The organism is Rothia sp. 11273D007AR (assembly GCF_053547255.1).
Genome location: NZ_JBPPWJ010000009.1, coordinates 41,488 through 68,405 on the forward strand (window position 1 = coordinate 41,488; position 26,918 = coordinate 68,405).

The window sequence follows — 26,918 nt, forward strand, 5'->3', positions numbered from 1 at the left end:
ACAAAGCCGCGCTAGGCGTCCGCACCGCAAGGACGCCGCAGTGCGGCTTTTGCGCACCACCCCCGCTTACTCAAGGAGAGACCCATGAGCCCCCAAAGCTCCATTCTCGAAGGCCGCAGCACCATCTACCGCAACGAGGTCTTCCAAACCGGCCTGATGAGCCAGCTTCTCGACGGCATCTACGACGGGGATATGACCATCGGTGAGCTACTGGGCCACGGAAACTTCGGCGTGGGCACCTTCGACGGCCTCGACGGGGAAATGATCGTGCTCGACGGCACCTGCTACCAGATGCGCTACGACGGTTCCATCTCGCTCGCCTCGCTCGACCAGAAAACCCCCTTCGCCGTCATCACCAACTTTGTGCCCGCCATCAAGCGAGAACTCCCCACCAACCTGCTGCGCACCTCAGCTAGCCAGGTACTGGATAACTTCACCCTGTCAGATAACTACATGTACGCCATCAAGATCGTGGGCGACTTCGAGTGGGTACGCACCCGCACGGTCAAGAAGCAGGAGAAGCCCTACCCCAAGATGGTAGACGCTGTAGAGGGTGAAGACATCGTCCAGTTCAACAATGTACCCGGCACCATCGTGGGCTTCCGCACCCCCATCTACGAGCAGGGCATCGGTGTGCCCGGCTGCCACGCCCACTTCATCGACGACGAGCGCACCCGCGGCGGGCACGTGGTCGACTTCAAGCTGCGCAGCGCCCACGTGGAAATCTGCCCCGGCACCGGCCTGCGCCTACATCTGCCCCTCAACGAAGCGTTCTCAAACGCAGACCTATCACCCGAAGACCTGGCAGACCAGATTTCAAAGGCTGAGAAGCACTAGGTAAACGGCTAATCTCTACCCCGGGTAGAACAGCTTTTCGTAGACGGCCCGGGCCTGGCGGGTGATGCGCAGGTAGTCATCTTCGAGGACGCGCGCTGAGTGGGGGGCATAGCCGCACCAGCGGGCGATAGCTTCAAGGTCTGAGCGGGTGGTCGTCAGGGTGTCCGAGGCGCGGCCGGTACGGAGTACGTTCAGGCCGCGTATCTTGGAGGCCAGTTTCCAGGCTGATGAGAGCAGGGTGGCGTCCCGTTCATCGACCAGCCCTGCCTGCACAGCGGCGTCCAGGGCCTTGAGGGTGGAGGTGGTGCGCATGCCATCGACCCGGTGGGCGTGCTGCAGTTGTAGGAGCTGGACCAGCCACTCGACGTCCGTCAGCCCGCCTCTGCCCAGTTTGAGCTGGCGGGTCTTATCGGCGCCGCGGGGCATGCGTTCGGTTTCGACCCGGGCCTTCATCCGGCGGATTTCGGTGACCTTCTCCGCGGGGAAGGTGGTGGGGTACCGGTAGGGGTCGATGAGCTCGATAAAAGCTGCCCCTACGTATTCGGATCCCGCGAAGGGGCGGGCTCGCAGCAGGGCCTGGAACTCCCAGGTGTCTGCCCAGCGCTCGTAGTATTCGCGGAAGGATTCCAGCGAGCGCACCATGGCTCCAGCTTTGCCTTCGGGGCGCAGGTCAGCGTCGATTTCGAGCACTTTTTCGGCGCGGATCGGCGGGGTGGTGGGTTGTTTGAGCAGGGCGACCATGCGGTTGATCAGGTCGGTGGCTTCGGTTTGGGCGGCTTTTTCGTCGGCTCCGTCGCGCGGTATGTGCACGTACATAAGGTCGGAGTCTGAGCCGTAGCCAATTTCGGCCCCGCCCTGGCGGCCCATGGCGATGACCGCTACGTCGGTGAGCGGGGTGCGGCCATCGATGTAGGTTTCTCGTTCGGCAATGGCAAGAGCCGACTGGATGGCGCCCCGGTCGATGTCGGATAGGCCGTGAGCTACTTCTGCGTTGCTGTTGATGCCGAGCGCTTCGCCCATGGCGAGGCGGAGAATTTCGCGGCGGCGCATCATGCGGACGGCGCGGATCGCTTCGGCTGAGTCGGTGTGGCGGGTGAGCTGGGAGCGCAGTTCGCCGATGATGACGTCGGTGGCGCGGGGTTTGAGATCTTCGGTGCGGTCGAGCCAGGCGATAGGTTCGGGGGTATCTTCGAGCAGGTCGGTGATGAAGCGGGAGGACGCCAGCAGGGTGCAGAGGCGCTCTGCTGCGGCCGGTGAGTCTCGGAGCATTCGCAGGTACCAGGGGGTGCCCCCCAGGGACTCGCTGATGCGGCGGAAGCCGAGCAGGCCGGCGTCCGGGTCCACGCCTTTGGCGAACCAGCCGAGAAGCACGGGCATGAGGGTGCGCTGGATTTCGGCTGAGCGGCGGAGGCCCTTGGTGAGGGCTTCGATGTGGCCCATGGCGCGGCGGGGGTCCTTGTAGCCCAGGGCTGCCAGGCGGTCTTGCGCTGCCTGCGGGGTGAGGGCTACTTCGTCTTTGGAGAGGTGGGCAACGGCGGCTAGCAGCGGACGGAAGAAGAGGCGCTCATGCAGGGATTTCACGGCACGTTTGATACCGGCCCACTGTTTGAGCATCTCTGGCTCGGTCAGCTGGGTGGGGGCCAGGGGAGAGTTCATGGCGCGCGCTAGCGAGCGCCGGTCGTTTTCTTTGACCGGCATCAGGTGGGTACGGCGCATGTAGAGCAGCTGGATGCGGTGCTCCATCACACGCAGGGTCGCGTAGTTATCTGCGAAGTCGTGGGCGTCCTTGCGGCCGATGTAGCTGGCTTTTGCGAGGGCTGCGATGGAGTCGGTGGTGCTCTGGGTGCGGACGCTCTCATCGGTGCGGCCGTGCACGAGCTGCAGAAGCTGAACGGTGAATTCTACGTCGCGCAGGCCTCCGGGGCCGAGCTTGATTTGTCGGTCGACGTCGGCGGCGGGGATGTTGTCGGTGACGCGTTGGCGCATGGCCTGCACTGACTCTACAAAGGAATCGCGGGCGGCAGATTCCCAGATGAAGGGGCGCATGGCTCGGGCCCAGCGGACGCCCAGCTCGGGGGTACCTGCGATGGGGCGGGCTTTGAGCAGGGCCTGGAATTCCCAGTTTTCGGCCCACCGCTTGTAGTAGGTGGTGTAGGACTCCACGGTGCGTACCAGGGCGCCGTCCTTACCTTCGGGGCGCAGGTTGGCGTCGACTTCCCAGAGGGCTGGTTCGGGGGCCGGGGCCATGATGGCCTTGGAGAGGGCCATGACCAGCTCGGTACCGATCTGGGTCAGGGTATTTTCGTCGAGGGGGGCAAAATCTTCGGGCAGGTCGGCCAGGGGCTTGTGGGCGACAGCGTAGACCACGTCCACATCTGATATGTAGTTGAGTTCGCGGGCACCGCATTTGCCCATGCCGATAATGGCAAGTTCTACAGCGGCTACGGTCTGTTCGCTGCGGTTCTGGGCTACTTCGGCGCGGGCGATTGCCAGGGCCCCTTCGAGGGCAGCTGCGGCCAGGTCTGCCAGAAGACGGCCAACGGTGGGCATGAACTGTACCGGTGCGAAGCTGGTGAGGTCGTAGATCGCGAGTTCGGTCAGGTGACGGCGGTAGGCAACGCGCAGGGCAGTGTAGGCTTCTTTGCCGGTGAGCTGGGCGACCGGGGCGGACGCAGCCGGGTCGGCTCCCACAGCCGTTAGCAGGTCGCGGCGGTAGACGGTATCGAGCGGAGCGATAGGGGTGAGGTATTCTCCGTCGGTCTCGGGCAGTAGCGAGACGGGAAAATCTTGGCCGTCAAAAGCCCTAGGGTCAATCTCTAGCAGGTCTGCGTGCTCGGGGTGGCGAACCAAGAACTCCCCCAGCGCCTCGGAGCCGCCCAGTAAGCGGTAGAGGGCCTCGGCGTCCGCTCCCCGCGCAGCTAGCTGCGCCACCTTGGGGGCGCGTTCAATGAGTCTGACCAGGGCAGGCAACGCGATATCGGGAGAAGGGGCTAGGCGCAGGCCCTCAAACAGTTTGGCGCGGTCTAGACCTTCGAGTTCCCGGGAGTTGAGCCAGCGGGCGCTTTTAGCCGCATCGTAGAACCCCAGCGATGCCATCTCGCTCAGCAGACGCACCTGGGCCTTGCGTTCTTCTTCGGCGCGGCGGGCAGCTTCTTCAGGGGTTTCGTTCTGCGGGGTCTGGGTCACCGCTGTCTCCTTAGGTATTAATTACAGCAGGCGCAACACCGTCTGTGGTGTTGCGCCTGCATACGGGCACTAGAGGATACCGAGATTGTTCTTGAGTTCGTAGGGGGTAACTTCGGCGCGGAAGGCGTTCCAGTCGCGGCGCTTGTTGCGCAGGAACTGGTCAAAAACCTGCTCGCCGAGGGTTTCGGCCATGAACTCTGATTCTTCGGTGCGGTGGATAGCGTCGTGAAGAGAGGACGGCAGGGCGTGGTAGCCCATGGCACGGCGTTCTGCGCTGGTCATCGCCGAAATGTCTTCGGTGACGGCGGCGCTGGGCAGCTCATACTCGTTTTCGATGCCCTTGAGGCCAGCTGCCAGGATGACGGCGTAGGCCAGGTAGGGGTTGGCAGCTGAGTCGATGCCGCGGTACTCCATGCGGGCTGACTGCATCTTGTTGGGCTTGTAGAGGGGAACCCGCACCAGGGCGGAGCGGTTGTTGTGCCCCCAGGAGACGTAGGAGGGGGCCTCGCCACCGCCCCACAGGCGCTTGTAGGAGTTGACGAACTGGTTAGTGACCGAGGTGAACTCGGGGGCGTGGCGCAGGACGCCGGCGATAAAGTGCTTGGCGGTGCGGGAGAGTTGGTACTCAGCCCCTGCCTCAAAGAAGGCGTTGGTGTCGCCCTCGAAGAGGGAGAAGTGGGTGTGCATGCCGGAGCCTGCATGCTCGGTGAAGGGCTTGGGCATGAAGGTAGCGTAGATGCCCTGGGAGAGGGCAACTTCCTTGATCACGGTGCGGAAGCTCATGATGTTATCGGCGGTCTGCAGGGCATCGGCGTGGCGCAGGTCGATTTCGTTCTGGCCGGGACCGGTCTCGTGGTGGGAGAACTCCACCGAGATGCCGATTTCTTCCAGGGTGGTCACTGCCTTGCGGCGGAAGTCCTGCACCACGCCGCCGGGAGTGTGGTCGAAGTAGCTTTCGGAGTCAACCGGTTCGGGGAAGCCGCTGGGGCCCAGTTCCTTTGACTTGAGCAGGTAAAACTCAATCTCGGGTGAGGTGTAGCAGGTAAAGCCCATACCCGCTGCCTTAGAGAGAACGTTCTTGAGCACGCCGCGGGTATCTGAGGCACTAGGCTCCCCGTCGGGGGTGAGAATATCGCAGAACATACGGGAGGTCGGCTCTTCATCCCCGCGCCAGGGCAGCACCTGGAAGGTAGAGGGGTCAGGCTGCAGGAGCATATCTGACTCGTAGACGCGGGACAGGCCCTCAATCGATGAACCGTCAAAACCAATACCCTCGTCAAAGGCGCTCTCAACCTCAGCCGGTGCAATAGCAACAGACTTAAGCTGGCCCACTACATCGGTAAACCAGAGGCGGACGAAACGTACGTTGCGCTCTTCGATGGTGCGCAAAACGAATTCTTGCTGACGATCCATGTAACCTATCCGTTCATGTCTAAAGGTGGTGCCCGCATCCCGGTGGGTGGGCAAACGAATCCTTAGCATCAACTCTAGAACGTAACCGCCTTGTGTGCCCACCTGGCACGCTCTGACCCCGGTAACAGTAACGTGTTTTAAACATTTCTTTCACCGACTGAGATAAAGCGGGCCCACTCCGGTTGCGGTGTGCCTGCAGGCTACTAGAGTTAAAGCATGCTCAACGAAGAAACAGCACCCTACGGGTCCTCAACCCCCCCCCCCGCCAGCACTCCTCAGGACGCTGAGGCAAGCGTCCTCGCCGTTAAAAAGGTGCGCACCGTGCACCTGCAGCAGGCCAAGGACGCCGGTGAAAAGTTCGCCATGCTCACCAGCTACGATGCCCTGACCGCCACCATCTTCGACCGGGCCGGTATCGAACTGCTGCTCATTGGTGACTCTGCGGGCAACAATGTGCTGGGGCACGAGTCAACCCTCACCATTACCGTTGACGAGATGATTCCCCTGGTCAAAGCTGTTTCTACCGCAGCCAAGCGGGCTATGGTCGTCGCGGACCTGCCCTTTGGCTCCTACGAGCAGTCGCCCGCCCAGGCTGTAGCAACCGCCGTGCGCTTCATGAAAGAAGGCGGAGCGCACGCGGTCAAGATGGAAGCCACCGCCCACCACGTAGACCACGTACAAGCCATGGTTGCAGCGGGCATACCCGTGATGGCTCACATCGGCTTCACGCCCCAGTCTGAACACGCCCTCGGCGGCTACCGGGTGCAGGGCCGCGACGGCGGTCAGGCACTCAAAGACACAGCCCTGGCTCTCGAAGAAGCCGGTGCCTTCTGCCTGCTCATGGAAATGACCCGCTCCGATGTTGCCGCCGACATCGACGCCTCAGTGCGCATCCCCATCATCGGTATCGGGGCGGGCGCGGACGTCAGTGGGCAGGTGCTCGTCTGGCAGGACGCCTTCGGCCTGCGGCAGGGCAAGATGGCCCGCTTCGTCAAGCAGTACGCTAACCTCTACGACATTCTGTTCGAAGGAGCAGCCGCCTACCGGGCAGACGTGCGCTCAGGCACCTACCCGGCAGAAGAGCACCGATTCGACAGTTAAAAATTCTGCGTTGCCAAAAGTTAGGGAGGTAGCTAACCCGGGGCTCGCGCTCGCTGCCGACCCTCTCACGGGTTCGCTAGCTGGCTCGCAAGCTCGCCAGATTCGCACCGAGATTTATTTTCCTCGCGCACTCGGAATCTCGGTGCTCATCACACGTGATTCACGCCCCGCCTTGCGGCGGATTCCGTTCGCTCGTATGTGCTGACGCACCCGCTCACTCCATCGAGCCAGCAGCTTCGCTGCGAGCCCGGGTCAGCTTTCTCAACGCTAGTGAAAAATTCCTTCCTTACCAGGCGTCCTTACCCTCGTCCCATTCTTCGTTGCGCTTCTTCGCCTTCTCCATGGCATGCTCTGCTTCTTCACGGGTAGCGAAGGGGCCCCAGAGCTCGGTGATCTTTGACTGCTGGCCCTCTTCGACCTGGCCGGTGCTCAAGTTGTACCAGTACTGGGTATCGTGGGGGCCGGGGGTGTAGTCGTTCAGTGACATTGTGTTGCCTTCTCTCTTATAGAATGTTGCATGCACCACTTTACGCCCGGTTAGGCAAAAGATACAGCTTTTGGCAACGCTCCTAGGCGGGCCAGCCGGTGTGCAGCGGATAAGCTAGAAGGCATGTCGACATCATCTAACAGCCACAACCTCCCCGCTGAGCCGGGTAAAGCCCCCGTGGGCAACCTAACGCCCGGCGTCGTAGCCCCCATGCGCCCGGTACCGGCGCATATCGTCCGCCCCGAATACGTGGGCAAGCCCGAAGCCAACGAGGGTCAGGGTTCAAACTTCTACACCCCCGAAGAAGTAGAAAAGGTGCGGGCGGCCGGCAAAATTGCCGCCGGTGCCATTGTTGAAGCTGAAAAGATCGCTGTTCCCGGAACCACCACCAACGACATCGACGTCTTGGTACACGAATACATCTGCGACCACGGGGCCTACCCCTCAACCGTTGACTACCGCGGCTTCACCAAGAGCGTGTGCACCTCGCTGAACGAGGTCATCTGCCACGGTATCCCCGACTCCACCGTGCTTGAAGACGGCGATATTCTCAACCTCGACGTGACCGCCTACCTGCACGATATGCACGGTGACACCAACCGCACCCTGCTCGTTGGGGATGTGGACGAGGAGTCCCGTCTGCTGGTTGAGCGCACCGAAGAGGCCCTGAACCGCGCCATGAAGGCGGTACGCCCCGGCCGTGAAATCAACGTCATCGGGCGCGTCATCGAAAAGTACGCCGCCCGCTTTGGCTACGGCGTGGTGCGTGACTTTACCGGTCACGGTGTGGGCCGTGAATTCCACTCCGGCCTGATTATCCCTCACTACGATGCGGCTCCTGCCTACAACACCGTCATCGAAGAGGGCATGATTTTCACTATTGAACCCATGCTCACCCTGGGCACCATCGAATGGGATATGTGGGAGGACGACTGGACCGTCGTCACCCGCGATCGCAAGCGTACCGCCCAGTTTGAACACACCATGGTTGTCACCGCCGACGGCGTGGACATCCTCACCCTGCCCTAAACACCATCACTCTCAAAGGAGCGCTCATGACTGACGCAGTCACCCCCGAGGTCCCGGCACCTACCGCAGCTGACCTGGTTATCGGTATCGATATCGGAGGCACCGGCATGAAGGGCGGTATCGTTGATATCCGCACCGGCCAGCTGGTGGGCGAGCGCTTCCGCATCCCCACCCCGCAGCCTGCCACCCCCGAGGCCTGCGCATCTGTGGTTCGTGAAATCGTTGATGAGTTGCAGGGCCGTGAGCTTGCTCCCCTGCCCGATGCGGCTATCGGTATCGACTTCCCCGCCATCGTGAAGAACGGCGTTACCCTTTCTGCTGCGAATGTGCACGAGTCCTGGATTGGTGCTGACCTTGAGGGCATCATGAGCGAGGCCCTGGGCGGACGTACCGTCTACGCCCTGAACGACGCGGACGCTGCCGGCCTGGCTGAGGCTACCTACGGCCAGGGTAAGGACAAGGACGGCCTGATCGCCGTGATTACCCTGGGCACCGGTATCGGTTCAGCCCTCATTATCAACGGCCAGCTGATTCCGAACACCGAGCTGGGTCACCTTGAGATTGACGGCCACAACGCCGAATCTCGTGCATCAGCCCGTGCCCGTGAAATTCACGAGCTGTCCTGGAAGAAGTACGGTAAGCGTCTGCAGCGCTACTTCTCCCACGTGGAGTTCCTCTTCTCCCCCGACCTGTTCATCATCGGCGGTGGCATCTCGAAGAACCCCGAGAAGTTCATGCCCTACTTTGAGGATGAAATCCGCACCCCCATGGTCATGGCCCAGCTGCGGAACAACGCTGGCATTGTGGGTGCTGCCCTGTGGGCTGCTGGCCACCCCAGCGAACACGAGCGCCGCGCCGCCGCCCAGGGCTAGGCGCCGCTAGCTCCTAAAAATAAGGACGCCGCCCGCGCACCTTTCTTGCCGTAAGGCAGAAGGTGGGTGGGCGGCGTCCTTTTTTCTGGAGCTAGAGCAGGGTAGGCTGCTCCCCCTCGTCCGCCCCCGCCTCGCGCAGCGCTGCGATAGCCCGCTCAAAGTCATCGAGCGACTCAAAAGCCTGATAGACGCTAGCAAAACGCAGGTAAGCTACGGTATCAAGCTTAGACAGGGGCTCAAGAATAGACAGCCCTACCTCATGGGCGTCGATCTCAGCAATACCCTTCGCACGAATCGCCTCTTCGACTTCCTGCGCTAGCTTAGCCAGGTCGTCCTCCCCCACGGGGCGCCCCTGGCAGGCCTTACGCACGCCAGAGACAATCTTGGCCCGGTCAAAGGGTTCGGTCACGCCGCTTCTCTTGATTACCGAAACAGCTGTGGTTTCGACGGTGGTGAACCGCTTGCCGCAGTTGCTGCACTGACGACGGCGGCGAATTGCGGAATTGTCGTCGGTAGTTCGCGAGTCAACTACCTTTGAGGTGGAATTACGGCAGAAGGGGCAATTCATGTGGTTCCTCCTAGCGTGGTTCTAGCTGTTGTTGGCTGCGGCCGAGCCGGTACGCGCGGTGATGGCCTCACCGTGGGCGGGAAGGTCTTCGTCGTGGGCAACCGCGACAATGGCATCACCAATCTCGGCCAGGGCGCTCTGACTGTAGTTGATTAGCTGCACAGCCTTCATAAAGACGGTGGTGTTAAGCCCCGATGCGTAGGCAGCTGAACCGCCGGTGGGCAGGACGTGGTTGGACCCTGCCGCATAGTCACCCAGAGGCACCGGCGAGTAGGGGCCGATAAAGATCGCACCGGCGTTGCGCACCCGCCCGGCCACCTCGTCTGCCTTCTCGGTATGGATTTCAAGGTGCTCTGCAGCGTAGGCGTCGGCTACCGCGATTGAGGCTTCGAGACTGTCGGTGAGCACCACGCCGGACTGGGGGCCGGTCAGGGCAGTGGCCACGCGCTCGCTGTGCTTGGTCACAGCGGCTCGTTGATTGATGGCGTCCTGCACAGCGGCGGCGAGGGTAGGGCTGTGAGTGATGAGGACGGACCCGGCGTTGGGGTCGTGTTCGGCCTGGGAAATCAGGTCAGCGGCAACGTAGTCGGGGTTAGCGGTGTCGTCGGCAATGACGGCGATTTCGGTAGTTCCGGCTTCGCCGTCCACACCCACGACGCCCTGCAGGGATCGCTTGGCCATGGCGACAAAGATGTTGCCGGGGCCGGTGATGGTGTCAACGGGTTCAAGAACCTCACCGGCGTCGTCCAGCCCGTAGGCCATAGCGCCCAGGGCACCGGCGCCGCCGATGGCCCAGACTTCGGTGATGCCCAGCAGCCCGGCTGCGCCCAGGATGGTGGGGTGGGGCAGGCCGTCGAATTCTTTCTGGGGCGGGGTGCAGAGCACTATAGAGCCGACGCCCGCTGCCTGGGCGGGTACGGTGTTCATGATGACCGATGAGGGGTAGACGGCCAGGCCGCCGGGCACGTACACGCCGGCGCGGCGCACGGGGGTCCAGCGGTTAGTAAGGACAGCCCCGGGGGCAACTTCGATGGTCTGGTCGGCGGGGCGCTGGGCGGCTGCAAAAGCGCGGGTACGCTCGATGGCGATTTCTAGGCCCTTGCGGACGCCCGGGTCGAGGTTCTCGACCGCCCGGTCAATAGCGCTCTGCGGTACGCGCAGGGCACCCTGCTCTACTCCGTCGAAACGGGCGGAGAGTTCTCGCAGGTAGTCAGCGCCGCGGCCCTGTACGTTCTCGAGGATTTCGTGCACGGTGGTGAGCGCATTGCCCACGAACTCTGTGGTCTGGCGCGGGACAATACGGCGCAGCTCAGCGTAGGAATGGTTGCTGCCGCGCAGGTCGATGGTGCGCAGGGTGAAGTCTGCAGGTGCAGTGGAGTTCTGGGTGTTGTCTGTTGTGCTCACTCTCTGATTTTAACGCGGTCGTCAAGCCGCTGCGGGTTAAGCCTGTGGGTTTTCCGGCTGGTGAGATTCTGCCGCCTTGAGTTTTTCTGCCACGACCTGCCAGCCGGGCGGACGCTTGCGGGCAGGCAGGGACTCGACCACGGTGAGGTAGGACTCGGCGATGAGCTCGGCTAGCAGCTCGCCGGTCACATCTGGGTGGGGCACGAGACTGTACCAGTGGGTTTTATTCATGTGCCAGGCAGGGCGCGCCGCCGGGTGGGTATCGATGATAGCTGCAACGTCGGCCGGGTGGGCTTTGAGGTTGACCAGCTGGGTGCCGTCCTTCTCAGCTAGCACCATGAACCATTTGCCGCCCACGCGGGCGGCTTCGGCATCGCTGCGGGAGGTGAAGCGGTAGAGCTCGGTTGCAGTCAGGGCCAGGGCGGACGCGGACGCCGCCTCGTAGAGGGCACGGGAGGTGGAAAGGGGCATGGACCCTAGTTTAGTACCCCCTGAAAAGTGCAAGTGCCACTGCAAAAAGCAACGGCACATGCACTTTTCCAATGGCAGCGACCTTACAGGGCAGCTTCACCAAAGAGGTTCTACCTTTCTACCACTGTCTATTTACTGACCCTGGGCAGCAGCTTCGTCAGCAGAGGCGACGGTGAAACGGGTGCCAACGTGGGCCGGGTTTTCGATTTCGTCAATGGCTGCTACAGCAAAGTCCTGGGTTGAGACGAACATGCCGGCGGGTACGTCCAGCTCGGTGCGGTAGTCACCGGTGCGAGCGCCGGGGGCGATCATGGGTGAGGGGGCCAGGACGGTCCACTTCAGGTCGGTAGCTGCCCGGTAGTCGCCCAGAATCTCAGCGAAGGTCTTGGCTTCGGTTAGGTATTCGGCGGGGAAGTCGGGGCTTTCCAGCAGCAGGCCCTCGCCCGCGTTGAGGGAACCAGCACCGCCGACGATGAGGAAGCGGCCGGTGGGGGCTGCTGCGATGAGGGCGCGGTGGGCGGCGATGGCTGCGGAGTAGTCGTCGCGGCTAGCAACGGAGATGACGGTTGCCTCGGATAAGTTGATGACCTCTACCAGGGCCTCGGTGTTGGCCAGGTCGAGGGGCAGGGTGCCTGCTGAGCCGCTGCGGGTGTAGCTGGTTACCTGGTGGCCGCGGTTCTGGGCTTCTGCAACGATTGCTGAGCCAACCATGCCTGCTGCGCCGATCACTGAGATGTTCATGGGGTTTTCTCCTTGAAGAGTTGGTTTTCTGTATCGAACAGTTCTATAGTATGTTTTAGAAACCAATTACCTCAAGGTAACTATTAGAAGATTTTTAAAAAACTTTCCGAAAGGCCACTCATGACATCATCGCCACAGGTCAGCGCGGACGTCCGCCCCGCCTCCCAGCCGTCAGCAGAGCAGCTGCCCGCCAACGTCCTCGACCAGAACTGCCCCTCGCGCACCGTGCTGCGCCACCTCACGGACCGGTGGACTCCCCTGATTGTCACCGTGCTGGCAGACGGTGAGCCGGTACGATTCAAAGATCTCAAAAGCACCATCCAGGGGGTATCCCCCAAAGTACTGACCGAAACCCTGCGCTCCATGGAACGCGACGGGCTGCTGACCCGCCACATTACCGCCAGTGTTCCCCCGCGCGTGGACTACCAGCTCACCGACCTGGGGCTGACCACCGTTGAGCCGCTCACCGCCGTCCGCCTCTGGGCAGAAACCCACCTGGAAGAGGTGCAGGCTAACCGCGAGCGCTACGACGCCGCCCAGGCTCTCTAAGAACACCCTTTATAAAAGAATGTGCCGCCCGGTTCCGAGTGCAGGGGTCTTACTCCCCCACTCGGAACCAGACTGCACGTTCAGCCTGTCTTAGCCTCCTAGAAATCCAGGCAGGCAGGGCCCAGCAGCACCTTGAGGTCACCAAAGAGGGCCGGGTTGGGGTTGACCCGCAGGTCAGCGCCAAGCCGGATCAGCAGGCGCTTGGTGCGGGTAGTCATCGCGATGCGCACCTCGGATTCGCCCTTATGATTCCGCAAAATATCGCGCAGCTGGCCCAGGGTCTCCTCGGTCGCCTTGTACTCGGGGATGGCGATAGTGACCGGGCCGCCGGTGCCGTCCGCTGAAATCTCGGGGATATTCAGCTCCTGGGCACTCAGGGTCACCGACCCGTCATCGCGGCGCTGTAGGCGACCCTTGATGGTACAAATCAGGTCTTCGGCCAGCACACCGGCAATCGGCTCATAGGCGCGGCCAAAGAACATGACCTCGATAGAACCGGTGCGGTCTTCCATCTCGATACGGGCGTAGGGGTTACCCGAGTTCTTCGCGATACGGCGGGAGACGCTGGTAATCATGCCCGCGATAGTTACGATCGCCCCATCAGGTTTGACCGAATCCTCAGAGACCAGCCCCTGAATCGTGGAATCTGACAGCGCATCAAGGGCATCTTCGAGACCGCGCAGGGGGTGGTCAGAGACGTAGAGGCCCAGCATCTCGCGCTCAAAGTTGAGCTTATCGCGCTTCTCCCACTCGGGGACGTCCGGAATCTGCACCGCCAGCTCGTTCGCCGGGTTATCGTCGTCCATCCCCAGACCCCCAAAGAGGTCAAACTGGCCTGCGGCCTCCTGACGTTTGACCGAGACGGTCGCGTCGATGGCCTCTTCGTGGATCATGGAAAGCGGACGCCGGTCGTGCCCCAGCGAGTCAAAGGCACCGGCCTTGATGAGGGAGTCCACGGTGCGCTTGTTACAGACGACAATCGGCACCTTGGCCAGGAAGTCGTTGAAGTTCTCGTAGCGGCCCTTTTCTTCGCGGGCATCGACCATAGCAGAGACCACGTTGGCACCCACGTTACGGATAGCGCCCATGCCGAAGCGGATATCGTCGCCCACAGGGGTGAAGTTCAGGGCCGACTCGTTCACATCGGGCGGCAGCACCGTAATCTTCATGTGGCGGCACTCGTTCAGGTAGAGGGCGAGCTTGTCCTTGTCATCGCCCACCGAGGTCAGCAGCGCTGCCATGTACTCCTGGGGGTAGTGGGCCTTCAGGTAGGCCGTCCAGTAGGAAACCAGACCGTAGGCCGCCGTGTGGGCCTTGTTAAAGGCGTAGTCAGAGAAGGGTAGCAGAATATCCCAGAGGGCCTTCACCGCCCCTTCGGAGTAGCCGTTATCGAGCATGCCCTGGTGGAAGGTGGCATACTGCTTATCCAGCTCCTCCTTCTTCTTCTTACCCATAGCGCGACGCAAAATATCTGCCTCACCCAGGGAGTAGTTAGCGACCTTCTGGGCAATCGCCATAACCTGCTCCTGATACACGATCAGGCCGTAGGTGGTATCGAGAATCTCCGCCAGGGGCTCTTCGAGCTCCGGGTGGATGGGGGTGACCTCCTGCAGACCGTTCTTACGCAGGGCGTAGTTGGTGTGGGAGTTCGCACCCATGGGACCGGGGCGGTAGAGCGCCAAGACCGCCGAAATGTGCTCAAAGTGGTCAGGCTGCATGAGCTTGAGCAGCTGGCGCATGGGCCCACCATCGAGCTGGAATACGCCCAGGGTGTCACCGCGCGCCAAGAGCTTATAGGACTCGGCGTCATCCAGTTCCAGGGTTTCAAGGTCCAGGTCTTCGCCGCGGTTGAGCTTAATGTTCTCAATCGCGTCCGAGATGATGGTCAGGTTACGCAGGCCCAAGAAGTCCATCTTGATCAGCCCCAGCCCTTCACAGGTGGGGTAATCGAACTGGGTGATAACCTGCCCGTCCTGCTCACGGCGCATGATGGGGATAACGTCAATCAGGTCGTGGCTCGACATGATGACGCCCGCCGCGTGCACACCCCACTGGCGCTTCAGACCCTCGATACCCTTCGCGGTCTCAAAGACCTTCGAAGCATCGGCATCAGATTCGATGAGGTCGCGCAGTTCCTGGGCGTCGTTATAACGCTTGTCCTCGGGGTTGTAGACGTTGGCCAGGGCAATGTTCTTGCCCATGACGTCCTCGGGCATGGCCTTGGTCAGGCGCTCGCCGGTGGAGAAGGGGTAGCCCAGCACACGGGAGGAGTCCTTGAGGGCCTGCTTGGCCTTGATGGTGCCGTAGGTGACGATCATTGCCACCTTGTCTTCGCCGTACTTCTCGGTCACATAGTGAATCACTTCAGAACGGCGGCGATCATCGAAGTCCACGTCGAAGTCGGGCATGGAGACGCGGTCGGGGTTGAGGAAGCGTTCGAAGATCAGGTCGTGCTCCAGCGGGTTCAGGTCGGTAATACGCATGGCGTAGGCGACCATGGAACCTGCACCCGAGCCACGGCCCGGACCCACGCGGATGCCGTTCTCCTTGGCCCAGTTGATAAAGTCAGCAACCACCAGGAAGTAGCCGGGGAAGCCCATCTGCGAGATGATACCCACCTCGTACTCGGCCTGTTTGCGCACCTCATCGGGCACACCCTTGGGGAAGCGGTAGTGCAGGCCGCGCTCAACCTCTTTGACGAACCAGGATTCCTCGTTTTCGCCCTCGGGCACGGGGAAGTTGGGCATGTAGTTGGCCTTGGTATTGAATTCCACGGAGCATCGCTCGGCGATTTCCATGGTGTTGTTACAGGCCTCGGGGTAGTCGCGGAAGAGCTCGCGCATCTCAGCTGGCGACTTGAGGTAGAAGTTATCGGCGTCGAACTTGAAGCGCTTGGGATCCTGCAGGGTGGAGCCTGACTGCACGCACAGCAGCGCGGCGTGGGCCTTGGCGTCCTCTGCGTGGGTGTAGTGCAGGTCGTTAGTGGCAACCAGGGGGAGGTTCAGTTCTTTGGCCAGCTTGAGCAGGTCGGCCATGACGTTCTTCTCGATATCAAGCCCGTGGTCCATGAGCTCGCAGTAGAAGTTTTCTTTGCCGAAGATATCGCGGAAGTCGCTGGCCGCCTGCATGGCCTCCTTGTACTGACCCAGGCGCAGACGGGTCTGCACCTCGCCCGAGGGGCAGCCGGTGGTGGCGATTAGGCCCTTACCGTAGGTCTGGAGCAGCTCCCGGTCCATACGCGGCTTGTAGAAGTGCCCTTCAAGCGAGGCTAGGGAGGACGCCCGGAACAGGTTATGCATGCCCTGGGTGTTCTCTGCCCACATAGTCATATGGGTATAAGCACCACCACCGGAGACGTCATCGCGCCCGCCCTCACCAAATTTCACGCGGGTGCGGTCCTGACGGGCGGTACCCGGGGTCAGGTAGGCCTCCACACCGATAATGGGTTTGACCCCGGCATTATTGGCCTTGTTCCAAAAGTCGAAGGCACCAAAGAGGAAGCCGTGGTCGGTGGTTGCCAGGGCATTCATGCCCAGCTGCTTCGAGTGCTCGAAGAGGTCGGTTAGACGAGCAGCGCCATCGAGCATGGAGTACTCGGTGTGCACGTGCAGGTGGGTGAAGTCGGTGTTAGCCATGCGGGTTGCGTCCTTAGCGTCGGGCTCTAGAAGTTGCCCTCACGCAGGGTATCGAGAGCGTACTGAAGGTCAGGGGTGTAGGGGCTTTCGAACTCCACCTGCTCGCCGCTGGTGGGGTGGGTGAAGCCCAGCCGGTGGGCATGCAGCCACTGGCGGGTGAGGCCCAGATGCGCGCTCATGGTGGGGTCTGCCCCGTAGGTCAGGTCGCCCGCGCAGGGGTGGCGCAGGGCAGAGAAATGCACACGAATCTGGTGGGTGCGGCCGGTCTCAAGGTGTACTTCAACCAAGGACGCTGGCCCAAAGGCTTCGAGCACCTCATAGTGGGTGATAGCCGGCTTGCCGTCCTCGTTGACCGCAAACTTCCATTCGCTGCCGGGGTGGCGGCCAATAGGGGCATCGATAGTACCCTTGAGCGGGTCGGGTAGCCCCTGCACTAGGGTGTGGTAGACCTTGGTGACGGTGCGGTCCTTGAAGGCCTTCTTCATGACCGAGTAGGCTCGCTCGTTCTTAGTCACAACCATCAGCCCCGAGGTTCCGACGTCCAGGCGGTGCACAATGCCCTGACGCTCAGCCGCGCCGCTGGTAGCGATGTCAATACCTGCGTGCTTGAGCGCCCCTACGACGGTCGGGCCATGCCAGCCCATGGACGGGTGGGCGGCAACACCGGTGGGCTTATCGACCACCACGATGTCGTCATCCTGGTAGACAATCGAAAAGCCATCAACCTGCTCAGCCTCAATCTGCGTTAGATCACGCGGCGGGGTGCCCGCAGCCTGCACGGTCATTCCCTCAAGCAGTTTGGACGAAGCCTTAGCCTTCACTCCCCTGCCCTTGGCATCGAGAAGCTGAACCTCGCCGTCCTTAACCCAGCTACTCACTGTTGTGCGCGACTGGCCGCTCAGCTCAGCGAGCAGGGCATCAAGCCGGGTACCGGCCTGGTCGGCTCCTACCACAAATGTCAGTTCAATCTTCTGAGACACTAGACCCCCACCTCGTTCTTCTTTGCCTTATCGGCTCGTACTTCACGCTGACCGTCCATGCGGTAGCCAAGAAAAGTCAGCAGAACAATCGCCGCCATTGATACACAGATAGCGGCATCGGCAATATTAAAAATCGCAAAATTCGGTACAGAAATATAATCGACCACATGCCCGATGCCGAAGCCAGGTTCCCGGAAGAGGCGGTCATGCAGGTTGCCCACAATGCCCCCTGCCAGAGTTGCCAGCAGAATAACCCAGGGCAGGGTCTTAGCCCGCACCACCAAGGTCAGCGCCACCAGGGCACCCACCGTTGAAATCAGGGTGAACAGCCAGGTCGACCCCTCGCCCATAGAGAAAGCGGCCCCCGGGTTCAGGTAGTAACGCCACCAGAGCAAGCCGTCGATTACGGTGATAGCCTGCCCCACGGTCATGGTGGTCTCGACCAGGTGCTTGACCCACTGGTCAGCCCCGTATACCAGGGCAAAGAGGGCCAGGGCTAGCAGGGCCTTAGCCACCCCAGAAATCGTACGAACCGGCACTAAAACAGTGCCCTCCTGCTGGGTATTAGCCACCGTACTCCCTGCCTTCAAACATCAAAAACTGCACACACCAGCTTATCGCGTTCGGCACCCAGCCGGTACCGCGGAGCGGTATCTTAAACATCTCAGGCGGCCCCTCTTACCGAGGAGCCGCCTGAGCATATTGAGGCTACCACCTAAACACTAGGAAAGCCTAGGAGTTGTTGCTGAAAACCCCGTTACGCTGGCCAAACGCGCCGAAGCCCTGGGACTGTGCTGCCGCTACGGCGGGAGCACCCTCAGCCTTGGGTTCAAGAGCGGGAGTCTCTTCGAGGGTGGTCAGCTGCTTGTTCAGGTAATCGCGCAGGGAAGTGCGGTACTGGTTCTCGAAGGAACGCAGCTTGGCAACAGAAACCTCGAGGTCGCTCTTGGTCTTTTCCAGATCGCCAAGCACCTGGTTCGACTTCTGCTCAGCTTCAGAAACAAGCTTGGCGGCTTCGTCACGACCTTCGGTAATCAGGCGTTCACGCTCGCGCTTGCCCTCGAAGACGTAGTCATCGTGAACCTTCTGGGCCATAGCCAGCAGGCCGGTGGCGCTAGAGGGGGACAGAGTGGGCTCAGCGGCGGCAGGTGCTGCTGCCGGAGCAGGAGTTGCCGCAGCGGGCTGAGAATCAACCACAATTTCAGCCTCGGCCAGGGCACCGCCCTGCTGCTGGGCAGGAGCCAGTGAAATCTTCGCCTCTGCCTCTTCAAGCTGGCGCTTGAGGCTAGCATTCTCGGCGTTCAGACGACGCAGTTCAATGACAATCTCGTCAAGGAAATCGTCAACCTCTTCAGGGTTGTAGCCTTCCTTGAACTTAGTCGGCTGGAAGCGCTTATTGATTACTTCCTCAGGCGTGAGTGCCACGATCATTCACCTCTATTTTCTAAAAATCTTTATGCTTTGGCCCGTAGTGTTCCCGGTGCGCAGTATGTGCTGGAGTCAGGCGCATGAAGCTCGAACTTTCAGCGCGCTAAAAGTTCGGGTAGTCCCCTATTTACTACAACACAAAATTACCTGGCAAAGGGGCACCGCGCAACACTATGACCCCAGTTAAGTGTGAGCCACTGGTCACGTCACCACTTGAGGGGACAAACCCCAGCCTGCTGACTGACAGGCTTCAAGAGCCACCTTGCACACCCTACGTGCAGCAGGCGTTTTTACCTACCAGGCTCTAAACGGAGAGGTTGTAGGCCAGGTTAGTTAGTAGGGAATAAGCGAACCAGAGAGCCATCAACAGAATCATGAAGCCCAAATCCAGGGAGATACCACCCAGGTTAATGGGTTTAATCAGGCGGCGGGCAGCATTCATGGGCGGGTCAGTTATTGCGTATACCAAAGAGGCAACCACCAAAACTACGCCCTTGGGGCGCCAGTAGCGGGCAAACATCTGCACCCAGTCGAGTACCAGGCGGATCATAAAAACGACAATCAGCAGGTAGGCAACGATAGCCAAGAGAGCAAAAAGATAACCCACTGCTGTTTAGGCCTGGTTGAAGGGGGTGACGTCGTCGCTGTCCAGAGCTACCGGAACCTCGGTGCCCTCAGCACCGAGAACCTCAAGGTTAGCGGGGGTCAGCAGGAATACCTTGTCGGTCACACGCTCGATGTGACCGTTCAGGGCAAAAGCCAGGCCGGCAGAAAAGTCGATGAGACGCTTGGCGTCGGTATCGCCCATGTCGGTGACGTTCATAATCACGGGGATATTCTCGCGGAAGGACTCACCGATAATCTTGGCGTCGTTGTAGGAGCGGGGGTGAATGGTGGTGATACGGCGCAATTCTTCGCTGCTTTCTTCGGTGAAGGAGGGGGTTAGGGCGGTTGAGGTGTAGTTGGATGCCTGCTGGTGGGTACCGGGGAAGTCCCAGTCGGTGCCGGTACTTTCGACCTGCTCAAGAAGCTGGTCGTCTGCCTCGGCTACAGAAACGCTACCGGCAGTCGCTTCGGGAGCCGGACGGCTGCCGGTGGCCTCGGGTGAAATACCCAGAAGGACGTCGCGATCGGCAGTGGATGAGATATGGGCACGCCCTTCAGCGGGAGCTAGCTCATCGGGGTAGGCGTCGTACTGGTCATCAGCCTCAAAAACGGTCTCTTCATAGATCGTTTCGGGGCGGCGCTGGGGCCGCTCTGTGCGCTGCGCTTCGTCTTCTACCTGGCCCAGGCCCAGGTAGGCCATTGCCTGGTGTAGTGTGCGAGCCATTCTTACCCTCCCTTTGAGTAGCCTTTCCGCCGGTCGACGGGGCTTAAAACCTCTGTTCCTATCAACCTTTTACGGTACCAAAAAGTCGCCTGTCTTTCTCGCAGACAAGCCCAAGGAAAACCTCAGTATTCCCGGTGAATTATGGGCATCTGCCCTTAGTGGGCCGGACGGGCTCCCATGATGGAGGAGCCAACCCGCACAGAAGTAGCTCCCCAGCGAATTGCCTCAACCAGGTCGTGGCTCATACCCGCTGAGATGGTGGTTGCCTCAGGGTAGTGTTCCATCAGCTGCTGGGAGTAGCCGTGCAGCCGTTCAAAGGCGGCTGCGGCGTCCTGGCCCAGCGGGGCAACCGCCATGAGCCCACCCAGGGTGAGGCCCGGCAGGGAGCTAATGTGGTCGGCAAGGGCCAAAATCTCGGTGGGGTCTGCTCCCCCGCGCGCACCCAGGGCTGCCTGCCCGGCGGTGGCTTCAACGGTGGTATCGAGCCCTACCTGGATAAGGCAGCGCAGACCACCGTGTGCCAGTGCTGCCGGAGCCTCAACCTCACCGTTCTCATATCGGGCCAGACGGTTACTGTAGGCCTTAGAGAGGGCATCGGCAAGCTGGGGGCGGTCAACCGACTGCACCTCGTGCGCATACTGCACCACAGACTTAGCCTTGTTGGTCTGCAGCTGGCCGATAAAGGACCAGCGCAGCGGGTCATCGCTGCCCGTGTAGGCGGCCAGCTCACGAGCCTTGCCAGCGGCCTCCTGGTCGCGGTTCTCACCCACAGCGCGCACACCGGCGTCGTACAGGGCAGCTGCATCTGAGGCCGGGAAAAACTTAGTGACCACAATCAGCTCGGGTAGGGGGGACGAGGCAGATCGGGCGCCGCTCATATCTTCCGCGGCTTCCTGGATGCGGGCCTGCACCTGAGCTAGGCGGTCGCTGAGTTCTGCACGGCGTTCGGGGCTGTAGGTCAGGGTCATATTTCCATTCCTTAGAGCGGGCATCTGGGTTACAGGTGGGAGGGGCTGGGCACCTCAGCGGCCAGAGGGCCAGCTTCTACCCAGACCAGACCAGCGATACGCCCGGCGGGCTCCTGCTTCTGGGTATGGCCGCGGTGCGAGAAGAGGTGCTCATGTTCAAAGGTACAGGCCGCAAGGTCGCTATGCACGCGGGTTACCTGCGGCAGGGAGGCAAGGACGGCACGGGCCCCGGCTGGCAGGTCAAGGCCTGGAGTACCCCAGGAGGTGCTGGAATACACCTGCGGAATCAGCGCAGCAGATTCCTGCCGCATCGCCTCGGGAACCTCGTAGCAGCGTCCGCAGATCGAGGGGCCAATCCATGCCTGAATGTTCTCGGCACCGTTCTGCGCCATGGCTTCAACCTGGTGTTGAATTACACCGTCGAGCAGGCCCCGCCGTCCAGCATGGGCCACGCCCAAGACTGGCTGGCCCGTTTGGGCATCCTCCCCCACAAAGACCAGGGGGATACAGTCAGCCACCATAATGGCCAGGGGCCGCCCCTCACGAGAGAGGGCAGCATCGGCGACCGGTGCAGTATCACGAATCTCTTGGGGACTAAGACCCTTTTCAGTTCCGGCACCAAACCGGTCTGAGACATCCGCATCAAAGACCACGGTGCCGTGCACCTGGTTGAGGTAGGTGAAGCCGCAGGACGCCCCTTCCCCCAGCAGCGCGTCTTCAAGGGTCTGCCGGTGGGCCAGGGTCTGGTCAAGGTCATCGCCTACGTGCAGCCCCAGGTTACCGGCAGCAGCCGATGTGAAGGCCACATTGACCCGGGCGCCATTCGCCAGGGTTACTAGCCGGCGGGAGAAAAGAGCGTCAACCATGGGCCTTGCCTACCTTTCGAAAAAGTGCGGGAAATGCTGAAGGGGGTGAAAGCTAAGTCTAGCTTTCACCCCCTCTCGGCCTTTAGACGGCTTGTTTCCGTCTAGGGTGTGGGTCTGAAGTCTTTACTTCAGGAAGTCGGGCACATCGAGGGTGTCACGACGTGCTGACTGGGAGTCCTCAACAACGGGGGGCAGGTCAACATCGAAGCCGGCGTTGGTGGGAACGTCGTTGCCGCCCTTGTTCCAGCTGTTACCTGCTGCGGGTGCTGAACCGAAGCCAGCGCCTGCGGCGGGAGCTGCTGAAGCGCCACCGAAGTTCTGCTGGGTACGAGCAGCCTGGTTAGCGGCGGGGTTGGTGTTGTTGGAGTTGGTTTCGGGGTTGACCGAGTCAAAGCCTGCGGCAATAACGGTCACGCGAGCCTCGTCACCCAGAGCGTCGTCGATGACGGCACCGAAGATGATGTTGGCGTCGGGGTGGGCAACTTCCTGCACCAGGCGGGCAGCTTCGTTGATTTCGAAGAGGCCCAGGTCTGAACCACCCTGGATGGAGAGCAGGACGCCGTGAGCACCGTCGATGGATGCTTCCAGCAGGGGTGAGGCGATAGCCAGTTCGGCTGCCTTGACGGCGCGGTCTTCACCGGAGGCTGAGCCGATACCCATGAGAGCTGAACCTGCACCCTGCATGACGGACTTGACGTCTGCGAAGTCGAGGTTGATCAGGCCGGGGGTGGTGATCAGGTCGGTGATGCCCTGGACACCGGAGAGCAGAACCTGGTCTGCTGACTTGAAGGCGTCGAGCATGGAGACGTTGCGATCTGAGATGGAGAGCAGTCGGTCGTTGGGAATAACGATCAGGGTGTCGACCTCGTCGCGCAGGGCGGCAATGCCGGTCTCTGCCTGGTTGGAGCGGCGACGACCTTCGAAGGTGAAGGGACGAGTAACAACACCGATGGTCAGTGCACCCAGGGAGCGGGCAATGCGGGCAACAACGGGAGCGCCACCGGTACCGGTGCCGCCGCCTTCGCCTGCGGTCACGAAGACCATGTCGGCACCCTTAAGTACCTCTTCGATTTCCTGTTCGTGGTCTTCTGCTGCCTGGCGTCCAACGTCGGGGTTAGCGCCTGCACCCAGGCCGCGGGTCAGTTCGCGACCCACGTCGAGCTTGACGTCTGCATCAGACATGAGCAGAGCCTGAGCATCGGTGTTGATCGCGATGAATTCAACGCCACGCAGACCAACCTCAATCATGCGGTTGACAGCGTTGACGCCACCGCCGCCGATACCGACGACCTTAATGACTGCCAGGTAGTTCTGGGGAGTTGCTGTATCCATGGATTCCCTACTAATTTGTGCCTTGTTTCAAACCAACTCAACCTTAGAGTGAAAGTTGAGATTGGAGTAAACCTATTGTTTCAATCAATGAAAGAGTATCAACTTCACCTTGCAATGTCGCCCTCGTTTCACCCATGACCTTATTTTTCTCAGAAAATATCAAGGACAAGAGGAAACTTCAGGTATAAGTTGAAACTATTTTACAGTGGGGACGAGGGGGCTTGAGACATCGTAGGTTTCTACGGCCTGCTGGCTACCCACCGAGTCCATAAGCTGAACTAGAACCTTAGCTTTAAGGTCGCTATCTTCCGGAGTACCCCAGACGACCTGCGTACCATCAATCATCTCTAAAGTAATGGTTGATGCCGAATCAGCCTTAGCCTCAGACACCTGCGACAAAATCGAGGTCGGCAGAGCCGCCAGCACACCGGTTACGGTACTAAAAGCAGCCGACCCCAGAATATCCAGACCTCCGGCAACCAGCGGAACACCGGCGTCCTCAACCGACGCTGCTGTGCCCAGCTGCACTCCCTCGTTATCAACCAGCACGAAGCTGCCCTCGTTCTCCACCACAGCCACGGGCACCCGCTCATGCAACTGCACCACCAGCTCGTGGGGCGGATTCGCCTGCAGGGTCACCCCGTAGAGCACATTCTCGTTGCCGATCAGAGAAGCAACCTCAGACTCGCTAATACGGGTCATGGGGACTCCCTGGAGCTGGCTCAGCTGCTGCTGAACGGAAGCCTCATCCAGCAAAGAAGCGCCTTCGACCGTAATCGTCCGGGTAGCCAGCAGGGGCGAGAAGAAAACAACCCCCACAAAAATCAGGGTAGCGAGCACCAGGACGCCTACCCCGTAGGCCCATTTCTTCCAGCTACCGGCTGCCCGACGCTTGGGGCGCAACTGCACGGGAGCAGAAGGCAGACTCTGAGGCTCGCTCTGGCCGCTCTGACGCTCCTCTTCCTGGGCCTGGCGCCACTGGGCGAAACGACTGTTTTCAGAGATATCCACCAGGTTATCGCCAGCCTCTGGTAGCTGGCTCACCTTAGCGGAGTTCAGGCGAATACGGGGCTTCTTTTCATCGGCCACTAGAGTGCAGCACCTTCACGGGCAGAAAGCTTCTCTACCAGCACCCGCCCCAGGGCAGTCACGTCACCGGCACCAACCGTCATGATGATATCGCCGGGCAGGGCGGCGGCTACAACAGCGTCAATCGCCTGGTCGGTGCTCTCAGCGTAGTGCACCTCGGAGAAACCGGCCTCAGTGATGAGATGACTGGTTACGCCCTCCATCGGCTTCTCACGAGCGGGGTAGATATCGAGCACGTAGCTACGATCAGCCTGAGACAGCGACTCAGCGAACTCGGTAGCGAACTCCTTGGTGCGGGAGAAAAGGTGGGGCTGGAAAATCACGTAGAGGTTGTGCCCGGCGGCAACCGTGCGGCCGGTTTCCAGGGCACGGTGTACCTCGGTGGGGTGATGGGCATAGTCATCAAAGACCTTAACCCCGGCAGCTTCACCGCGCAGGGTAAAGCGGCGGTCGGTACCCGAGAAGTGGGCCAGCGCCTTAACGGCCTCTTCGGGGCTGGCACCTGCTAGCAGGGCACAGACAAAGGACGCCGTAGCGTTGAGCTGGTTATGAATACCGGGCACCGGCAGGGTCAGGGTAATCTGCCCCGCGAACTGCTGGCCGCCTACGGTGAAGTCCCAGACCAGGTTCGAAGAGCAGTCGGTTCCTTCAGAGGTGATACCGGTCAGGCGAACCATAGCGCCCTCCCCCTCACCGTAAGTGACAACCTGAACACCGGCGTCCGCGGCCTGAGCCGCGAGGGTGGCTGCACCGGCGTCGTCAGAGCAGGTCACGAAGACACCGCCGGGCGCCATAGAGGCGATAAAGCGATTGAAGGCCTCGAAGACCCGCTCGTTGGTGCCGTAGAAGTCCAGGTGGTCGGGCTCAGCGTTGGTAATAACCGCAATCTCGGGGCGGTAGCGAACAAAGGAGCCGTCGGATTCATCGGCTTCAGCCACGAACCAGGAGTCCGGGCCGGACGCCCCCAGGTGGGCGTTGGTGTTATAGCCGGCGATGGTAGAGCCGACCGCAAAAGAGGGGTCCAGCCCCAGGCCGTCTAGCATCACCGAAATCATGGATGAGGTGGTGGTCTTGCCGTGGGTACCGGCAACCGCAATCACCTTGGAGTCACGCATGGTCGCCGCCAGAGCCTCAGAGCGGTGCAGCACGCGCAGGTCGCGGGCCCTGGCAGCAGCGAGTTCGGGGTTATCTTCGCGAATCGCGGTTGATATCACCACGGTATCGACACCCTCAATATTTTCAGCTGCCTGGGGCACCGATACCCGGGCGCCCAGCTCTCGCAGGCTATCCACAGCGGCGCTTTCAGCCTGGTCAGACCCGCTCACGGTCATGCCAGCACGCAGCATGAGCCGGGCGATAGCCGACATGCCGGCCCCACCAATACCCACAAAATGCACCCGGCCCAGGTCGGCCAGGGCCGGACGCTCGGGGAAGGGAGGGTTGAGAGGAGCGGGAAGGTCTATTGAAAGATCCATTAGTGAGGTGCTCATACGCGGGCCGCCTTCAGTACTTCGTCTGCCATAACCTGCGCAGCATCGCGGATGCCGTGCCGGTAGGACTTTTCTGCCATGTCGGTAAGTTTATCGGTGTCTGCTAGCAGGGCCGGTACATTCTGGCGGAACCAGCTAGCGGTGAAATCGGAGTCGTCAACCAGCAGGGCTGCCCCGGCAGCCACCAGGGAACGGGCGTTGAGTGCCTGTTCGCCGTTGCCGATGGGTAGGGGAACAAAGATAGCCGGTAGGCCCACGGCAGCGACCTCGCTGACGGTTGCCGCACCAGAGCGCACAATCATAAGGTCAGCAGCTGCGTAGACATCTTCCATAGAGGTAATGAACTCAACCTGCTGGTAGCCGGGAGCTGTGCGGAGCTGGCCAGACTCGTCCTTAACCGCCTTGTCACGGCCAGTGATGTGCAGCAGCTGGTAGCCAGCCGGAGCAATCTCATCAATAATCTCGGCGACTGCCCGGTTAAGGCTCAAGGCTCCCAGGGACCCGCCGGTGACCACCAGGGTGGGCAGAGCCGGGTCAAGGCCCAGACGCTCCCGGGCAGCGCCCTGTTCAGAGGCGCGGTCGAGGTCGGCGATGTTCTGGCGCATAGGCATACCCACGGTGCGGGCGCCAGCAATTGGGGTATCTGGGAAGGCGGTAGCTACCAGGGCTGCATTCTTCGCACCCACCTTGTTGGCGAGGCCGGGCTTGGCGTTGGCCTCGTGAATTACTACGGGCACGCCCAGCTTACGGGCTGCCAGGTACATGGGGGTGCACACGTAACCGCCCACGCCCACCAGGACGTTCGCCCCGGTGTCGGTCAGAATCTTCTCGGCCTGCTTGAGCGAGGCCCGGAAGCGGCCGGGGAACTTGATGGCGTCAAGGTTGGGGCGGCGGGGGAAGGGAACTTTCGGGATGAAGCTGATGTCGTAGCCCGCTGCCGGTACGAGCCGGGCCTCCATGCTATTTTCGGTGCCGACGGTCATGATGGTGACGTCAGGCTCGCGCTCCTGGAGGGCTCGGGCGATAGCCAGCATGGGGTTGATATGCCCGGCTGTGCCGCCGCCTGCCAGCACGACAGTGGGTGCGTGGGTCATCAGGTTTCACTCCCTTAGTGTTCTGTTTCGCCCCTTAGTTTACGCGGA

At 61.1% G+C, this 26,918-nt stretch carries 24 protein-coding genes; 5 read left to right on the plus strand and 19 right to left on the minus strand.

Annotation, left to right across the window (positions count from 1 at the left end; translation table 11 throughout):
* Nucleotides 1–84: 84 nt before the first annotated feature.
* Nucleotides 85–837, plus strand: a complete 753-nt coding sequence (gene budA / locus ACED88_RS06430; RefSeq protein ID WP_185173131.1) for an acetolactate decarboxylase — start codon at nucleotides 85–87, stop codon at nucleotides 835–837.
* Between the two features lie 15 nt (nucleotides 838–852).
* Here budA and ACED88_RS06435 read toward each other — a convergent pair whose 3' ends face one another.
* Entirely contained in the window at nucleotides 853–4,023 is a 3,171-nt protein-coding gene (locus tag ACED88_RS06435; RefSeq protein WP_449109098.1) for a bifunctional [glutamine synthetase] adenylyltransferase/[glutamine synthetase]-adenylyl-L-tyrosine phosphorylase, read from the minus strand.
* Nucleotides 4,024–4,092: 69 nt separating this feature from the next.
* Nucleotides 4,093–5,436, minus strand: a complete 1,344-nt coding sequence (glnA, locus tag ACED88_RS06440) for a type I glutamate--ammonia ligase (RefSeq protein ID WP_237198424.1) — start codon at nucleotides 5,434–5,436, stop codon at nucleotides 4,093–4,095.
* A 216-nt stretch (nucleotides 5,437–5,652) separates the two neighbouring features.
* Between glnA and panB the strand changes: the two genes are divergently transcribed.
* A complete protein-coding gene (gene panB, locus ACED88_RS06445; protein ID WP_449109099.1) occupies nucleotides 5,653–6,537 on the plus strand; it encodes a 3-methyl-2-oxobutanoate hydroxymethyltransferase in 885 nt (294 codons plus the stop codon).
* A gap of 286 nt (nucleotides 6,538–6,823) precedes the next feature.
* Here panB and ACED88_RS06450 read toward each other — a convergent pair whose 3' ends face one another.
* Nucleotides 6,824–7,024, minus strand: coding sequence for an SPOR domain-containing protein (locus ACED88_RS06450; protein WP_237195370.1), 201 nt, complete (start codon nucleotides 7,022–7,024; stop codon nucleotides 6,824–6,826).
* Nucleotides 7,025–7,147: 123 nt separating this feature from the next.
* Between ACED88_RS06450 and map the strand changes: the two genes are divergently transcribed.
* Both map and ppgK read left to right on the plus strand, forming a co-directional pair.
* On the plus strand, nucleotides 7,148–8,053 hold the full coding sequence (gene map / locus ACED88_RS06455) for a type I methionyl aminopeptidase (RefSeq protein ID WP_237195367.1): 906 nt from the start codon (nucleotides 7,148–7,150) through the stop codon (nucleotides 8,051–8,053).
* A 26-nt stretch (nucleotides 8,054–8,079) separates the two neighbouring features.
* Nucleotides 8,080–8,925, plus strand: a complete 846-nt coding sequence (gene ppgK / locus ACED88_RS06460) for a polyphosphate--glucose phosphotransferase (RefSeq protein ID WP_185173136.1) — start codon at nucleotides 8,080–8,082, stop codon at nucleotides 8,923–8,925.
* Nucleotides 8,926–9,016: 91 nt separating this feature from the next.
* Here the strand turns inward: ppgK and nrdR are convergent, their stop codons facing one another.
* The 4 genes from nrdR to ACED88_RS06480 all read right to left on the minus strand — a co-directional run bounded on the left by nrdR (nucleotide 9,017) and on the right by ACED88_RS06480 (nucleotide 12,109).
* Nucleotides 9,017–9,493: a transcriptional regulator NrdR gene (nrdR, locus tag ACED88_RS06465; RefSeq protein ID WP_135011358.1), complete on the minus strand. Its 477-nt coding sequence runs from the start codon at nucleotides 9,491–9,493 to the stop codon at nucleotides 9,017–9,019.
* Between the two features lie 21 nt (nucleotides 9,494–9,514).
* On the minus strand, nucleotides 9,515–10,897 hold the full coding sequence (gene hisD / locus ACED88_RS06470) for a histidinol dehydrogenase (protein WP_449109100.1): 1,383 nt from the start codon (nucleotides 10,895–10,897) through the stop codon (nucleotides 9,515–9,517).
* 36 nt (nucleotides 10,898–10,933) lie between these two features.
* On the minus strand, nucleotides 10,934–11,368 hold the full coding sequence (locus ACED88_RS06475) for an MmcQ/YjbR family DNA-binding protein (protein WP_449109101.1): 435 nt from the start codon (nucleotides 11,366–11,368) through the stop codon (nucleotides 10,934–10,936).
* Nucleotides 11,369–11,500: 132 nt separating this feature from the next.
* Complete coding sequence (locus ACED88_RS06480) at nucleotides 11,501–12,109, minus strand: NAD(P)-dependent oxidoreductase (RefSeq protein ID WP_449109102.1); 609 nt, start codon at nucleotides 12,107–12,109, stop codon at nucleotides 11,501–11,503.
* 120 nt (nucleotides 12,110–12,229) lie between these two features.
* Here ACED88_RS06480 and ACED88_RS06485 point away from each other — a divergent pair, with 120 nt between their 5' ends.
* On the plus strand, nucleotides 12,230–12,658 hold the full coding sequence (locus tag ACED88_RS06485) for a winged helix-turn-helix transcriptional regulator (RefSeq protein WP_449109103.1): 429 nt from the start codon (nucleotides 12,230–12,232) through the stop codon (nucleotides 12,656–12,658).
* A gap of 98 nt (nucleotides 12,659–12,756) precedes the next feature.
* Here the strand turns inward: ACED88_RS06485 and dnaE are convergent, their stop codons facing one another.
* The 12 genes from dnaE to murG all read right to left on the minus strand — a co-directional run bounded on the left by dnaE (nucleotide 12,757) and on the right by murG (nucleotide 26,870).
* The gene (dnaE, locus tag ACED88_RS06490; RefSeq protein ID WP_449109104.1) at nucleotides 12,757–16,293 is read right to left on the minus strand and encodes a DNA polymerase III subunit alpha; all 3,537 of its coding nucleotides are present in this window, start codon (nucleotides 16,291–16,293) and stop codon (nucleotides 12,757–12,759) included.
* A 26-nt stretch (nucleotides 16,294–16,319) separates the two neighbouring features.
* Nucleotides 16,320–17,273 (minus strand): RluA family pseudouridine synthase, encoded by a 954-nt coding sequence (locus tag ACED88_RS06495; RefSeq protein ID WP_237185426.1) that lies wholly within the window; start codon nucleotides 17,271–17,273, stop codon nucleotides 16,320–16,322.
* Complete coding sequence (gene lspA, locus ACED88_RS06500; protein ID WP_449107329.1) at nucleotides 17,273–17,845, minus strand: signal peptidase II; 573 nt, start codon at nucleotides 17,843–17,845, stop codon at nucleotides 17,273–17,275. Before lspA ends, ACED88_RS06495 begins: the two co-directional genes overlap by 1 nt.
* Before the next feature lie 160 nt (nucleotides 17,846–18,005).
* On the minus strand, nucleotides 18,006–18,698 hold the full coding sequence (locus tag ACED88_RS06505) for a DivIVA domain-containing protein (RefSeq protein WP_449107328.1): 693 nt from the start codon (nucleotides 18,696–18,698) through the stop codon (nucleotides 18,006–18,008).
* 307 nt (nucleotides 18,699–19,005) lie between these two features.
* Complete coding sequence (locus ACED88_RS06510; protein ID WP_449107327.1) at nucleotides 19,006–19,308, minus strand: YggT family protein; 303 nt, start codon at nucleotides 19,306–19,308, stop codon at nucleotides 19,006–19,008.
* A gap of 6 nt (nucleotides 19,309–19,314) precedes the next feature.
* On the minus strand, nucleotides 19,315–20,031 hold the full coding sequence (locus tag ACED88_RS06515) for a cell division protein SepF (RefSeq protein WP_449107326.1): 717 nt from the start codon (nucleotides 20,029–20,031) through the stop codon (nucleotides 19,315–19,317).
* A 155-nt stretch (nucleotides 20,032–20,186) separates the two neighbouring features.
* Nucleotides 20,187–20,999: a YggS family pyridoxal phosphate-dependent enzyme gene (locus ACED88_RS06520; RefSeq protein WP_449107325.1), complete on the minus strand. Its 813-nt coding sequence runs from the start codon at nucleotides 20,997–20,999 to the stop codon at nucleotides 20,187–20,189.
* 29 nt (nucleotides 21,000–21,028) lie between these two features.
* Nucleotides 21,029–21,865: a polyphenol oxidase family protein gene (locus ACED88_RS06525; protein ID WP_449107324.1), complete on the minus strand. Its 837-nt coding sequence runs from the start codon at nucleotides 21,863–21,865 to the stop codon at nucleotides 21,029–21,031.
* Between the two features lie 123 nt (nucleotides 21,866–21,988).
* Nucleotides 21,989–23,197 (minus strand): cell division protein FtsZ, encoded by a 1,209-nt coding sequence (gene ftsZ, locus ACED88_RS06530; RefSeq protein ID WP_237185432.1) that lies wholly within the window; start codon nucleotides 23,195–23,197, stop codon nucleotides 21,989–21,991.
* 195 nt (nucleotides 23,198–23,392) lie between these two features.
* Nucleotides 23,393–24,286, minus strand: a complete 894-nt coding sequence (locus tag ACED88_RS06535; RefSeq protein ID WP_449107323.1) for a cell division protein FtsQ/DivIB — start codon at nucleotides 24,284–24,286, stop codon at nucleotides 23,393–23,395.
* Complete coding sequence (murC, locus tag ACED88_RS06540; RefSeq protein WP_449107322.1) at nucleotides 24,286–25,776, minus strand: UDP-N-acetylmuramate--L-alanine ligase; 1,491 nt, start codon at nucleotides 25,774–25,776, stop codon at nucleotides 24,286–24,288. Before murC ends, ACED88_RS06535 begins: the two co-directional genes overlap by 1 nt.
* Complete coding sequence (murG, locus tag ACED88_RS06545; RefSeq protein ID WP_449109105.1) at nucleotides 25,773–26,870, minus strand: undecaprenyldiphospho-muramoylpentapeptide beta-N-acetylglucosaminyltransferase; 1,098 nt, start codon at nucleotides 26,868–26,870, stop codon at nucleotides 25,773–25,775. Before murG ends, murC begins: the two co-directional genes overlap by 4 nt.
* Nucleotides 26,871–26,918: the final 48 nt, after the last annotated feature.